General features: G+C 58.5%; 12 protein-coding genes. 5 read left to right on the forward strand and 7 right to left on the reverse strand.

Translation table 11 applies throughout. The features are described from left to right. Positions 1-101: 101 nt before the first annotated feature. From AB7M29_RS28670 to AB7M29_RS28690, 5 genes are all read right to left on the reverse strand, one after another. Positions 102-596, reverse strand: a complete 495-nt coding sequence (locus AB7M29_RS28670) for a CS1 type fimbrial major subunit (protein ID WP_123719389.1) — start codon at positions 594-596, stop codon at positions 102-104. Between the two features lie 63 nt (positions 597-659). Further along, complete coding sequence (locus tag AB7M29_RS28675; protein WP_217854367.1) at positions 660-1403, reverse strand: molecular chaperone; 744 nt, start codon at positions 1401-1403, stop codon at positions 660-662. Between the two features lie 59 nt (positions 1404-1462). After that, positions 1463-2728 carry a hypothetical protein gene (locus AB7M29_RS28680; RefSeq protein ID WP_454248525.1) on the reverse strand — a complete coding sequence of 422 codons (1266 nt, stop codon included), beginning with the start codon at positions 2726-2728 and terminating at the stop codon, positions 1463-1465. 5 nt (positions 2729-2733) lie between these two features. Further along, entirely contained in the window at positions 2734-5253 is a 2520-nt protein-coding gene (locus AB7M29_RS28685; protein WP_454248526.1) for a CS1-pili formation C-terminal domain-containing protein, read from the reverse strand. Positions 5254-5360: 107 nt separating this feature from the next. Further along, positions 5361-5852, reverse strand: a complete 492-nt coding sequence (locus AB7M29_RS28690) for a CS1 type fimbrial major subunit (protein ID WP_454248527.1) — start codon at positions 5850-5852, stop codon at positions 5361-5363. Positions 5853-6329: 477 nt separating this feature from the next. Between AB7M29_RS28690 and AB7M29_RS28695 the strand changes: the two genes are divergently transcribed. Together AB7M29_RS28695 and AB7M29_RS28700 are read left to right on the forward strand one after the other, a co-directional pair. Continuing rightward, the gene (locus tag AB7M29_RS28695) at positions 6330-6920 is read left to right on the forward strand and encodes a PadR family transcriptional regulator (protein ID WP_217854370.1); all 591 of its coding nucleotides are present in this window, start codon (positions 6330-6332) and stop codon (positions 6918-6920) included. Beyond that, positions 6917-7708: a siderophore-interacting protein gene (locus tag AB7M29_RS28700; RefSeq protein WP_454248528.1), complete on the forward strand. Its 792-nt coding sequence runs from the start codon at positions 6917-6919 to the stop codon at positions 7706-7708. Before AB7M29_RS28695 ends, AB7M29_RS28700 begins: the two co-directional genes overlap by 4 nt. A 183-nt stretch (positions 7709-7891) precedes the next feature. Here the strand turns inward: AB7M29_RS28700 and AB7M29_RS28705 are convergent, their stop codons facing one another. Both AB7M29_RS28705 and AB7M29_RS28710 read right to left on the reverse strand, forming a co-directional pair. Continuing rightward, positions 7892-8548 carry a Pr6Pr family membrane protein gene (locus tag AB7M29_RS28705; protein WP_217854372.1) on the reverse strand — a complete coding sequence of 219 codons (657 nt, stop codon included), beginning with the start codon at positions 8546-8548 and terminating at the stop codon, positions 7892-7894. Positions 8549-8550: 2 nt separating this feature from the next. Continuing rightward, positions 8551-8781, reverse strand: a complete 231-nt coding sequence (locus AB7M29_RS28710) for a VF530 family protein (RefSeq protein WP_007941719.1) — start codon at positions 8779-8781, stop codon at positions 8551-8553. A 315-nt stretch (positions 8782-9096) separates the two neighbouring features. On the opposite strand from AB7M29_RS28710, the gene AB7M29_RS28715 reads away from it, so the two are divergent. The 3 genes from AB7M29_RS28715 (at position 9097) to AB7M29_RS28725 (ending at position 14062) form a co-directional block, all read left to right on the forward strand. Continuing rightward, a complete protein-coding gene (locus AB7M29_RS28715; RefSeq protein WP_454248529.1) occupies positions 9097-10479 on the forward strand; it encodes a carbohydrate porin in 1383 nt (460 codons plus the stop codon). Between the two features lie 222 nt (positions 10480-10701). Then, on the forward strand, positions 10702-13110 hold the full coding sequence (locus AB7M29_RS28720) for a glucose/quinate/shikimate family membrane-bound PQQ-dependent dehydrogenase (protein WP_454248530.1): 2409 nt from the start codon (positions 10702-10704) through the stop codon (positions 13108-13110). 574 nt (positions 13111-13684) lie between these two features. Beyond that, a complete protein-coding gene (locus AB7M29_RS28725; RefSeq protein ID WP_123719399.1) occupies positions 13685-14062 on the forward strand; it encodes a DUF6124 family protein in 378 nt (125 codons plus the stop codon). The last annotated feature ends 302 nt before the right edge of the window (positions 14063-14364 follow it).

Genomic DNA, 14364 nt, shown 5'->3' on the forward strand with positions numbered 1-14364 from the left:
GACGTTAACCATCTACCGACCCCATTCTTCAACGAACCCCTCATTACCCATCTCGAACAAGGCGAATACGTGTTGGTGTCATTCGTGGGACATATTCGAGATCAGGGCGCGACAGCATTGAAAATCAGCTGGACATTTCCATAGTAAGTGCCCGGTTTGTAGCCACCGGCAGGCACTTTCGGTCGTATCTCCAGGGGAAAGCGGCCGCCCGCCATCGCTTGCGCCGCCGATACCACTTCCCGGGATTGCGGATCGTGGCTCAACTCCTGGCCGTTGAAGCTGACCCGCAAGTAGATGTTCTGATCGTCATGCCCATTGGACAAATAGGGTTCGCTCTCCAGTCGTGCCTCAATGGCACTGGTGTCGTGTTTGACATCGAAGTTTTTGCGCAGCCCGCCCAGGGTTGAAGTGTGGATGTTCCAGGCCAGAATCTGCTCCCGATGAATCCAGTCCGTCTCGGCCGGGATCACGTAGAACCCCAGCGTCGGAATATTCACCGACACTTCGAACGTGTGTTCTTCCCGCGCCGCGAACGCCGACGCACTCATCAGTGCCACGCTGCCCATCCACAGGACGATGGCCGCTTGCTTGATCATGTCAGATACCTGTTGCGTCAAAAAAAGGCCACGAGCGCCAGCGGCTACCCGCGTGGTCGAAGGTCACCGGCCGGCGATGTGCAACGCCTTTTTCGAGCCGCCCTCGATCAGGTTGAAGCGGTACTCACGCCCCGGTTTCTTGTCGAACTCAAACGTCTTGCCCGCCAGCACGTGGTGCTTGGTAGTGGGCTCGCAGTCGGTTTCGTTTTTGCGCGAGCAGTTACGGAACTCATCGATCACCACCACCGTGTTGCCGTTATTGCGCAGCCTGTAACGTTCGGCGCTGTCGTCGACCACACTGTCATAGCGACTGTTCTGCGGCCGGACGAAGAACACCGTGCCGAAACCGGTCATAACGTTAACGCCTGCCGACAGGGTCTTTTTGTAGTCCTCGCGCTCCTCGCTGGACATCGCGAACTCGTCTTCCTTTTCCGGCACCACTGGCACGAAACGCACACGAAAATAGCGCTCGGTTTCCCGCTCTCCCATGGCCAACAGACGCGTGCCCTGCATGCCGGTGGCCGGGATGATCAAACGCGCCGGGCTGGCCATCAGCCCGTCGCGAGCGCTGGCATCGGCCTGAGCCTTGACCGGCACTTCGCGAGGCGTGCCATCCGCGTCGTAGATGATTTCCAGAATATTGACCTTGACGAAGGCCGTGCTGTCGCCGCTGTTGAATACGCGCTTGAGGTACGTGCTCTTATCGCCATCCAGATAGTCGTAAACCGTTCCCACATTGATTTGCGGCCCGGCCTGAATCGCCAGAGAAAATCCGCCCAAACCCAACAGTGCCCACAGACGTTTCATACCCTTGAACCTCATACTATTGAACACAACGCTGGCTCGAATAATCGATGCGCAGCCCATCAGATTTCCGAGTCCCAGATCACCGTCACCCTGCCCGAATAGCTGCCGCCGCTGCCGGGCTCCAGCATGAACTCCATCTGGTTTTGCGGAATTTCGAAATGCAGAACTCCGGGTGCTCTATCGACATAGAAGCCGGGTTGAAACTGTTGTGCATTGGCCGCTCCCGCTCTCAGGCGCTGGCGCTTGACGGGTAGTCCGGCAAAATCGGTCAGGCCATTGGGCAGGCTGACACTGACCTGCAACTCAACCGATTTTTTCGAGACCGGGTCTTTAATCATGCAGTCGTAAGAGAACCCCGCAATCTCACACTCCAACTGCATCTTGAAGCGCGAAGACGCCGAGATATTGAAGGTCTGATCGCGGAACAAACGCACGGGCCGGCGCCCGGCTTGCAGCCAGCTTTGCCAGCCACCGGCCGGTACCAGATCGATTTTTTCGCCACCGGGAGGGATATCGACCTTCAGGGTGTGCTGCACGTCGAGATTGAAGTTCAGGGTCAATGCAGAATCATCGGGTTGCATTACATCACCCATGTCGAAATCCTGATTCGGCCCGACGCCAAAGGTAATCGATCCGTTGTAAGACCCACTCTGCATAGTCAGTGGGTTCGGCGTTATCAATTGATAACCGAACACGAAGTACAGGTATCGAAAGGACAGTGGTATCTCGAACAAAGGTTGCTTTGAACACACCCCCGCGCCGAGGGGCACTTTCCAGAAGCTGTTGAAACCAATATTACCCACGGTCGACCACCCGACTCCCTGACAGGGTGGAGGGGCATACATCCAGGATCCGCCGTTCCAAAGCCTGTCCCATCCAGGCCCGCCCGCCACCCCGGTCAATTCGGCGACCGACACCGGTAGCTGCGACTCATGTCCGATTCCCGCAATCCGGACCTTGACGGTCTGGACTTCTCCGGATGAGTGGGTAACCTGCACATCCCGCCAGTCCGAGGGCACTTTGGCCATTCCACCTTGCCGAGGATCGACATGATTGGCACGGATCGGTGCATTAGCAGTAAATGAAATCGGCGCAATCAAACTGAATAGACCCTCCGACTCACAGGCCCTTGGCACCTGAAGACAGAAACCCTGAGACGGCGTCTTATTCACGAATTCATTTTTATGCGGAGCCGCCGAGTCCGGCGAAAACGTAGCGTCAATGTTCAAGACAGCGGCATTCGCCGGTAATGAACTCAATCCACACAACGCTGCCAGCGGCATCGCGCGACTGAGGTTTTTTCCAAGCCTGGTCAATATCTTCATGTCAGTCAGCTCGCCGTAGCGTCCTTGAAAGTAGCGTCTGCCAAGGTGTCCGGTGAACAACGCAAATCACCGATCATCAGCACATCGTTTTCACTGCGGTGCTTATCCACATCGAGTCGGAACTGACACAGCAACTGGTCGGCATAACGAACGTCCAGGGTGGGAGAGCCGGCATTCATTTCCATCGAGAAGAACCCATCGACCTCACTGACCCCACGGCTGGCGTGGTTGATCACGTGGTAGCCCTTTAGCGGCTGGCCTTGTGCGTCGAGCAGACGGCCCAGCACGGTGAGGGTTTTCATCACTCGCACCTTGCGGTACTCGACGCCGCCCTTGTTCAGGTGATAGCGGGTACGCGCCGGTTCGATGCTGGCCGCCGGCGCGTGATTGCCTTCGAAGTCGAAGCTCACCGAGCCGTTTCTGTAGGCGGTAATCGGAATGAAGTTGCGCCCTGGGCGCAACGCGGCGCTGCCACCGCTCAAATCATCGGCGCGCAAGGCAATGCCATCGATATCGGACTCGACATCGACGATCATCCCGGCGCCACGACCCTGATGCTGGCTGGTCAACGTCATGCGTTGGCCTCCAACGATCAGCGTGCTGTCCAGATTCAGGCCACCGGTGAAGTTGCCGTTATAAGACGAGCGCTGGACGAAGCCATCGCCATTGACCGCGTCAGTACGAAAGTTCGCCAGGCTCGACAGACCAATGCCGTAAGTGTCGGTGAGCGCCGTCACCGAGACGTTCTGCAAAACGTGGTCCCGCAGGGTCTTGCGGTAACCGATCGAGGCGTTGTTGTCGCGGCTGCCATTCCGGGCAGTGCGGGTGCCGATGCTGCCGGAGACCTGCTGGTCCGGCCCGCCCAGCGCCATGTTGATACTCAGGTCGACCCCGCGATTGCGCGCATCGCCACTGCTGTAACTGCCAGGACGATCAAACAGCGACAGGCGCCAGTTGGCGTCGCTGCCGAACATCACAGTGCGTTGCGACCAGCCCAGATCCACCCCCACGCCTTCGGTGTTGCCGTCACTGTGGGACACCCGGGCATTGAGTGAACTCTTGCGGCTGATGCGATGGTTCAGCGCCAGCGATGAATTGCTGGTCTGGCCGGTGAACACATTGCGCTGACGTACCCGAGTACCATCAGGCAGCGTGTCGTAACTGTTGCGGGTGTCGAGCCAACTGCGGTTGTGGCTGATCACCAGGCTGCCGGAGCCATAGTTGTAGAGCCCCTGCAGATCGGCGCCGGTGCCGTGATCTTCGGTCTGGTAAAGATTGGCATAGAGGCTGGTGCTGTTCGCCAACGTCCAGTCGATGGAACTGCCGTATTGCAGTTTTTCGCGCACCTGACGGGCCGACAGCCCGAGAATCACTCTCGGGTGCAGCAGGTAGTTGAGCGACGCGCCAGCAGTCGAATCGCCGCTGGCCTGTTGATCCCAGTTGCTGAGCAGTTTGGTTTCCTGCCCGGCGAACAGGTTGTAGCGCCAGCGCTCATCAAGGTTGCGCCAGTTGTTCGGTTTGTAGATCAGCTCCTGAGTACTCGAGGTGGTTTGACCGTCCTCGATCAGCCGCACTTCCACCTCGTAAATGCCACCGGGCAACGGGCGAGTGTCGAGGGTTTGCAAACCGGCAGGCACCGATTGGGTATTGATCAACAGGCCATCGCGGAAAATCTCCACGGACGCCTGACGGTTCGCCGTCACATAAACCGGGTACACGCTGGGCCGGGAACTGTCGATCGCCAGGCTGTCGGAACTGCCGTACATCAAGCCGACGGCTGTGTCGGGACTGGTGCCGAACGAACGGGGCTGGCGCGTCAGGCCTTCGGAATTGGGGGTGAAGTAGCCCAGGCGAACGAAACTGCCGGGCAATTCACGCTGGGTGTAGAGCTCGTGAACTGCGTGATAAAGCTTCTCGTCCGGCCCGCCGAGGCGAGCCAGTTGCATGTTGAACGTCTGGCTCCAGCTGCCCAGGCTGGCGCTGGCTTCGAGGCCGAAACGACCGCCCAGATCCTGATCCTGCCCCCCATTGAGGTTGAGCTGGTTGCGCACCATCAGGCCGCTGCTGCCACCTTCGGGTTGGTCGTAGTAACGCTTGGCCTCCAGATCGCGCTCAGCGTTTTCGGTGACGATCGATACCAATGAATTTTCGAGGTTGTAGTGAACCGCCAGCATTTGCTCCGGGCATTGACCTGTGCAGCTGCCCAGCGCCACACCGGGTTTGAGGATATCGGCCCAGGTCTCGCGCTCACTTGCGCCGAATCGGCTTTCGCTGGTATCGGTGAAATCGAGCAACGTCACGCGGTCATCACGGGACAACACAACCATTGCCTCGCCGAGCGGTTGTTGATCGAGCTCTACCCGAACCGCCAGCGGAACATCAAAGAAATGCTCCTCAAACTCTGCCGGCAAGCCTTTGGCCTGAGCCAGCAAACTTCGCGGCGTATCAACGGAAGTGGGCGCCGCAAATGCACTGCTACATAACAGCAACGCAAGCGCTGCCGCGATGGGCGTCATCGGGAACATGAACAGGTACTCTGATTACGAAGAAGTTGAATCCCGACCGACAGATGGAAGCATGCCGGCCGGTCACGTTACTTAAGCAAGTAAGCGCTTATGACTCCTGATCAAGTTCAAAGAGCAACAGGGGGAACAGCGTCGAACGTCATGGTGACTGCGCCGGTGTAATACCCTGGCGCAATATTGGGGCTAATAGCCTTGATATTGAGTGGGGCACGGAAGTTGACGTTCGACTCGGTCTCGCCAACCACCATTTGCGGAGTCGTGGAGAGGACTACACCATTAACCGCCACTTGCAGATTGATCGCGCTAGAACCAGAGTACAGCTGCGGTACGCTTTCAAGGCTGGCGTGCACAGACCCATTATTGTTGATCATGTCAAAGTAGCCGTTGACTTCACCCATTTTGCCGGTGGTGGGTCTATAGCTCATGTCCTGATCCTTGTTGACCAGGTCCGGATCGGACGGGACCACATAGAAGCCGTTGCTCGGCACATCAGCCACCAAGCTGATCGAGTGACGGGCTTCACCCGCGGCAAACACGGCGGAAGAACTCAGAGCCAAAACAGCCAGTGGAGCGGCAATCGCGAATTTTTTGAACATCATTCAGTACCTGTCTTCTTGAAAGGATCGATTCATTGAAAATCCACACAACGCACACCGGTAAGGGCTCGTGTTGATTTGAACTTTCAACGCCGAGGCATGATCGGCTGTTCGCTCTGGAAAGTAAGCAAGTAACTTCCGATGATCACGTAGTTAAACACCCTCATGACAAGCAAGAAAAAAGAACAAAAAATCAAAATACAAAACATCGACTGTAAGTTATGCCCTACATACAGTTTTATTAAAAAAACCATACAGCAGTTTTAACTATACAACACGGGACTTCAGGGCTTTTAGAATAGAGGGTACGACACTAATAGATCGATAACTTTAACTTTCAAGTCCTGTTTCCGGAAGAAAAAGTCAGGTTGCCAACCCATGCACCGCTTGTCGGCCGACTGAACGGCTCCCAAAAGACGTCTTGCTCGCGCCATAAGATATATCTTAAGTTGTATCTAAACACGACGAGAGAAAGCAAAAATGAGAGACCATCATTCCCCCCACCGCGAACACGGCGACGGCCGCGACGGCTTCGAGAAACGTCCGGGACCCGGCCGCGAGCGCGGTGGACGCGGACCACGGGTGTTCGCCCCCGGTGACCTGAAATTGTTGCTGCTGGCGCTGATCGCCGAGCAGCCGTGTCATGGCTATGACCTGATCCGCCAGATCGAAAGCATGTTCGACGGCGCCTACAGCCCCAGCCCCGGCGTGATCTACCCGACCCTGACCTTCCTTGAAGAAAGCGAAATGATCCTGGGCGATGCCGAAGGCGGAAAAAAACGCTACAGCATCACCGACGCCGGACGTCTGTCTTTAAGTGAACAAGCGATTGCCCTGGATGGCGTGCGCATGCGCATCGAGGTCAGCAAGCGCTCGTTGCGCGGCCATGACCGCCCGGCCGAAATTCACGAAGCGGTGCACAACCTGCGCCATGCCTTGCAAATGCACCATGGTCGCTGGAGCCCGGAAGAAATCCTGCGGGTACGCGACCTGCTCAACAACACGGCCAAAGCCATCGTCGACGGCCCCGCCGTTCAACCCGTTCAACCCGTTCAGGAGAACGCCGAATGACCGACGTTATCGTGCCATCCCAATCCATTCACCGTGTCAGCCACGAGATCAAACGCCGTCGTCTGGAAGTACTGCGAGTGGTCGACCTGACCCCGCGTATGCGCAGGATTACCCTGGGTGGCCCAGAGCTGGCTGGCTTCGTCAGCCTCGGAACGGACGACCACGTCAAACTGCTGTTCCCCCAAAACGCAGCGGAACAAGCGGCATTGGAAACGCTGGTTCTTGGGGCTGGCAAAGACAACGGGCCCATGCCCGCAATGCGCGACTACACGCCTCGTCGTTACGATCTGGATACCCTGGAATTGGACATCGACTTCGTACTGCACGGCGATGGCCCTGCCTCGACCTGGGCCGAGCAGGCCAAACCCGGCCAGTTCCTGCACATCGGCGGGCCTCGGGGCTCGATGATCGTGCCGGACATCTTCGACAGCTACCTGCTGATCGGCGACGAAACCGCCCTGCCCGCCATCGCCCGCCGCCTTGAAGGCCTGGCCGCCAATCGGCGTGCACTGGTGATCGTGGAAGTGGAAAACGGCGCCGAACAACAACGCCTGGAAAGCGCAGCACAGGTCGATGTGATCTGGGTATTGCGAGAAGGTGGCAGGAATAACCTGCTGACCACCGTGCAACAGATCGAGGTACCCGATGGCAATCTGTATGCGTGGGTGGCGACTGAGTCCAAAGTATCGCGGCAGATCCGCCGGGTATTGCTCGATGAGCATGGCCTGGACGAGCAGTTTGTGAAGGCTGTCGGTTACTGGCGACTGGACGACAGTGACGAGGAGTAACCACAAATCGAAATGTGGCGAGGGGGCTTGTCGGAACGCCGCACCGCCCCGTTCGGCTGCGAAGCAGTCGCAAAATCAGCAAACTCGGTGTGCCGGTTAAAACTCCGTTGCAGGTTTAGCGCCGCTACGCAGCGCAACGGGGCAAGCCCCCTCGCCACAAAGCTCCCTCGCCACAGTCAGTGTTCACTTCCGCCCCGTGCGCCACCGATCCAGCCCAACCACCAGCAGCGCAATCAGCACAAACCCCGCCAACAATCCTCCCGCATTCACAAACACCTGTGGATAACCCAGCTTATCCACATCAATGAATGGATACGGATAAACCGCCAGCAGATGCCCACGCCATAACGCATAGCCGAAGTACACCAACGGATAGATCACCCATAGCGCAATGTGCCGCAGCCGCAACGTGCCTTTGGGCACACAGAGCCACCAATAAACCAGAAACAGCAGCGGCATGACGTCATGCATCAGCTCATCGGCCAGCCATTGCCAGCCTTCGGGATGCCACAAATGGCGTAATAACAGGCTGTACGCCACACCGACCACGGCGATGCTCACCGCAATTCCACTGCTTACCCACGGCTGCAAAAACCAGCGCCGCGCCGCCGATTCGCGGGACGTCAGTTCACAGGTCAGAACCACCGCCACCAGCGTATTGGTCAGCACGGTGAAAAAACTGAAAAAACTCATCAGCCCGCCCAGCAGACTGGCCGCAACACTCCAGCGTAAGTAGAGAATCAGGTACAGCTGAATGGTTAATCCCGCCCAGCCCAGAATCGCCGCCACGGCAACACAACGACGCCTCGCGGCAGAACCTGGCGCCGAGGGTATGACCATGCTCAGACCGGTCGCTTGGTGCGCATCAACTTCACGTACAGGCGTTCGACCTTCTCCCGCGCCCACGGGGTTTTGCGCAAGAAAGTCAGGCTCGACTTGATGCTCGGGTCACTCTTGAAGCAGCGGATATCGATGCGCTCGGCCAGCCCCGACCATTCATAGTGTTCAACCAGCGCGTTGAGGATCTGTTCCAGCGTTACGCCGTGCAGCGGGTTGGTGTTCTGTTCGGTCATGCCGGGCCTTCGAGCGAAGTGGGAATTGGAAGCCGCGCACCTTAGCCGAGGGCTTCGTTGGGGGGAAGCTATCTGTGTGCTCTCTGTTAAATGTAGGTGACCTTGAGAAGATCGCAGCCTTCGGCAGCTCCTACGCAGCGATGTGTTTCTGCACACTATTACCAAATCCGAAATGATCCATGTCAGTAAAAGCCCTTTCTCTATGGGTAACAGATCATTATCCTTACGCCCGTCCAGCTGAAACGCTTCTCCCCTGCTTCATCCCTGCTGCGTTCAGTTCACCCCCTTTAGAAAAAGACCAAGAATTTCTTCTCTATGCCTGATTTTCAAACTCCGCGAGACAGCGCTGTCTTATCCCCTGTGGCCAATCGAAAAGCCCTGAACCTGATCGGCGGTTTCACCGCGTTGAGCCTCGCCACCTGCACCCAGGCTGCGCCGGCCTTCGATAGCGATTCGCCGTGGATGCTCGGTGACTGGAACGGCACGCGCACCGAACTTTCGGAAAAGGGCTACGACTTCAAGGTCGATTACACCGGTGAAATGGGCAGCAACCTGCACGGCGGCTACGACCATGACCGCACCGCTCGCTACAGCGACCAGTTCGGCTTTGGTACCCACCTGGACTTGCAGAAGATTCTCGGCTGGGACGACGCTGAATTTCAGCTGACCATCACCGAGCGCAATGGCAACAACATCAGCAACGACCGGATCAACGATCCGCGGGTCGGCGGTTTCACCTCGGCTCAGGAAGTCTGGGGCCGCGGCCAGACCTGGCGCCTGACGCAGATGTGGTATCAGCAGAAATTCTTCGATCAGAAGCTCGATATCAAAGTCGGCCGCTTCGGCGAGGGCGAAGACTTCAATAGCTTCCCCTGCGACTTCCAGAACCTGGCGTTTTGCGGCTCCCAGGTCGGCAACTGGGTTGGCGACATCTGGTACAACTGGCCGGTCAGCCAGTGGGCGATGCGCGTCAAATATCACCTGACGCCGGATCTCTACGCGCAAGTCGGGGCTTACGAGCAAAACCCGTCCAACCTTGATCGCGACAACGGCTTCAAGCTCAGCGGCAGCGGCACCCAGGGCGCGATCCTGCCGGTGGAACTGGTCTGGACTCCAAAATTCAATGGCCTGCCGGGTGAATACCGTGCCGGTTATTACTACAGCAATGCCAAGGCCACCGACGTCTACAAGGACAGCAACGGCCAGCCTGCAGCCCTGAGTGGCGAGGCTTATCGCAGCGCATCGAGCAAGCATGGTGTGTGGCTCGGTATTCAGCAGCAGTTGACCAGCCGCGCCAGTGACCACTCTCGGGGCCTGAGCGTGTTCGCCAACGGCACGATGCACGACAAGAAGACCAACGCCATCGACAACTACGTCCAGGCTGGCGTCGTCTACAAAGGCTTGTTCGATGCCCGCGCCCGAGACGACATCGGTTTTGCCCTGGCCCGTGTCCACGTCAACCCGGCCTACCGCAAGAACGCCGAAGCGACCAATCAGGCCCGCGCCGTCTATGACTACAACGACCCGTCGTTCCTGCCGCCACAAGACACCGAATACAGCGCCGAACTCTATTACGGCGTGCACGTCACGAACTGGCTGACCGTGCGCCCGAACCTGCAATACATCCGCCACCCCGGTGGCGTGGACAAGGTCGATGACGCGCTGATTGGCGGGATCAAGATCCAGTCGTCGTTCTGATTAGACGCACAAAAATGTGGGAGCGGGCTTGCTCGCGAAAGCGATCTTTCAGCCAACCAGGATGTTGAATGTGATGACCTCTTCGCGAGCAAGCCCGCTCCCACAGGGATTGCGGCTCAAAGACTCAACTGAACACTTTTTAACCTGAACCATGCCCGCGCCAGATCGTCATCTACAGTGAACTTGCGCAGGACTACTTAAAACGTCACGGAGAACCACACTATGAGCGCTGATGGTGCTTTCAGTCGAAGCCGTCTGCTGCCGAGCTTGCTCGGTATCGTGCTTCTACTAATGGGCCTGGCCTTGCTGGCCGGGGGGATCAAGCTGAGCATGCTCGGCGGCTCGCTGTATTACCTGCTGGCCGGTATCGGCCTGATGCTGACCGGGGGGCTGCTGCTGGCCGACCGTTATGCGGCGCTGAGCCTGTATGCGGTGGTGCTGTTCGCCAGTACGGTCTGGGCACTGTGGGAAGTCGGCCTGGACTGGTGGCAACTGGTGCCACGTCTGGCGCTGCTCTTTGCCCTTGGTATCGTCATGCTGCTGCCATGGTTTCGTCGCCCATTGCGTACCGGCGAATTCAACCCGATCGGCACCGGTGTACTGAGCGCTGCCGTGGTCATCGCCGGTATCGCCGCGCTGGCCAGCCTGTTCACCAACCCCGGTGAAATCAAAGGCGAACTGGATCGCGACGCCGTACCTGGCATGACCAACACCGCCCCGGCCATGCCCGATGGCGACTGGAACTCCTACGGCCGCAGCGCCCATGGCGATCGTTACTCGCCACTGGCGCAGATCACGCCGCAGAACATCAGCAAACTGGTTCCCGCCTGGACCTACCGCACCGGCGACCTGCCTGGCCCGAACGATCCGGGCGAAACCACCGCCGAAAACACCCCGCTCAAAGCCAACGGCATGCTCTATGTCTGCACGCCGCACAGCCAGGTGATCGCGCTGGACCCGGACACCGGCAAGGAACTCTGGCGTTTCGATCCGAAGCTCTCCACGCAGAACGCGGCGAACTTCAAGGGTTGGGCGCACATGACCTGCCGTGGCGTGACCTATCACGATGACGCCGCCTACGCGTCCGAGCAGAGCCCGACCGGCACGGCCAACGCGCCAGTGACCAGCGTCTGCCCGCGCCGGATCTTCCTGCCGACCGCCGACACCCGCCTGATCGCCCTGAACGCCGACACCGGCAAAATGTGCGAAGACTTCGGCAACGGTGGCCAGGTTGACCTGACGACCAACATCGGTGAATTCACCGCTGGCGGTTACTACTCCACTTCGCCACCGGCGGTCACCAAAGACCTGGTGGTGATTGGCGGCCACGTGACCGACAACGTTTCGATCGACGAGCCAAGCGGTGTGATCCGCGCGTTCGACGTGCACACCGGCAAACTGGTGTGGAACTGGGACAGCGGCAACCCGGACGACACCACGCCGATTGCCGAAGGCAAGGTCTACACCCGCAACTCGCCGAACATGTGGTCCATCTTCAGCGTCGACGAAAAACTCGGCATGATCTACCTGCCGATGGGCAACCAGACCCCGGATCAGTTCGGTGGCGCGCGCACCCCTGAATCGGAACTGCACGCCGCCGGCCTGACCGCTCTGGACATCGCCACCGGCAAAGTGCGCTGGCACTTCCAGTTCACTCACCATGACCTGTGGGACATGGACGTCGGTGGCCAGCCAACCCTGATGGACCTGAAAACCGCAGACGGTGTGAAACCGGCGGTGCTGGCGTCCACCAAGCAAGGCAGCATTTACGTGCTGGACCGCAGCAATGGTCAGCCGATCGTGCCGATCAAGGAAATCCCGGTGCCGCAAGGCGCGGTGGAAGGCGACCACACTTCGCCGACCCAACCGATGTCCGACCTGAACTTCGTGCCGCCGACCCTCAAGGAACGCGACATGTGGGGCGTGACCCCGTTCGATCAGATGCTGTGCCGGATCGACTTCAAATCCCTGCGTTACGACGGCATGTTCACCCCGCCATCGCTGCAAGGCTCGCTCGTTTATCCCGGTAACTTCGGCGTGTTCGACTGGGGCGGAATTTCGGTTGACCCAGTTCGTCAGATTGCTTTCGTGAACCCGAGCTACATGGCGTTCAAATCGAAACTGATCCCGGCCGCCGAAATCGCCAAACAAGGCCCTCGTGTCAGCGAAACCGAAGGCGTGCAGCCCAACAAAGGCGCGCCTTACGGCGTGATCCTCGAAGCCCTGCTGTCGCCAATGGGCCTGCCGTGCCAGGCACCGGCCTGGGGTTACGTGGCCGCGGTCGATTTGACCACCAACAAAACCATCTGGATGCACAAGAACGGCACCGTGCGCGACAGTTCGCCGGTTCCAATCCCTCTGAGCATGGGCGTACCAAGCCTGGGCGGGGCCTTCACCACTGCCAGTGGCGTGGCCTTCCTGAGCGGCACCCTCGACCAGTACCTGCGCGCCTACGACGTGAAAAACGGCAAGCAACTGTGGGAAGGCCGCCTGCCAGCCGGCGCGCAAACCACACCGATGACCTACACCGGTAAAGACGGCAAGCAATACGTACTCGTTGTTGCTGGCGGTCACGGATCGCTGGGCACCAAGCAAGGTGACTATGTGATTGCGTACAAACTGTCGGAATAAGCGGTAGCGGCAGTTAAAGCAAAGGCGACTCCTGTGAGGGGGTCGCCTTTTTTTGTGGGCGCTGCAATCCCCGCCATATCCAAAAATCCCTGTAGGAGCGAACTGTGGCGAGGGGGCTTGCCCCATTTGAGTGCGTAGCACTCACCAGATCTTTGGTACATCAGTGATTTTGGGGCTATTTCATAGCCCAACGGGGGCAAGCCCCCTCGTCACAGTTCGCTCCTACAGTTGATTGTGGTCGTCAGAGATATCCGCGCAGGTCCTACAGATGTGGTGATTTTTTGAGAACTTTCCGACAGGTTTTGACGGTTGTCGCTCGGAAGAGCGGTGTATAGGCTTTGGGGGTCGCTGCAAATCAGCGACCGGGCGTCGCGGCCTGAATTAGCTTACTTGGTGCATAATCACCGGCCCCAATCGACGTTCCTGTCGTTTGGTCTCATGGTGGCTGTGCGCGGGATACCTTCGGGTATGCCGAGTTTCCAAGTAGCTCGGTCCGCGAACCTGCGTACAGCTGCCACCCTCCATCGCGTCGCGGCGATCAGTGGCAGCTCCATTACTTACTTGGAGCTTCATCATGTTCAAAGAAACACCGAATCCCCCTGAAACCGAGAACGTTTCGCCCTACGAATCCAACGATTCAAAAAAATTCCACGACGCCGCTAACCGCGCGCTCGATCACTACCTCAATCCGTCCGCCCTCAAATCCCCCGTGGCCCGCAAACCGAGCACGATGTATATGGTTGCGCCGGATATCAAAGACGAAGACCTGTTGGTTCATACCTGTGAGTCATTGGCCCAGGCCAGTGTGATGGCGAGTGATTTTGCAGGGTATCTGGAGGGGCCGCACCGGCACACGGCAATGGCGATTCAACAGATCGTCATGCTGGCAGAACTGGCGGTAAACCGGATGCTGAATAACGTTGCCATCTCAAAACCTGCGCCACACAGCTAATCCCCTGTAGGAGCGAGGCTTGCCCGCGAAGACGGTCTGACATTCAACATTGAGATCGCCTGACACGCCGCCATCGCGAGCAGGCTCGCTCCCACAATTGAACCGTGTGCATCTGCGAGAGATTGGTTGGCTGTCAGGCCGCCTTCGCGGGCAAGCCTCGCTCCTACAAATGGGGCGGCGTATGTCTGAGAGAAATTGGTCGGCTGTCAGGCCGCCTTCGCGAGCAAGCCCGCTCCCACAGTGGAGCGGCGTGCACCCGCCCCTCACCACTCAACAGGCCGAGCGTTAGCTCGCCTGCCGCT

The sequence above is a fragment of the Pseudomonas sp. F-14 TE3623 genome (assembly GCF_053629015.1).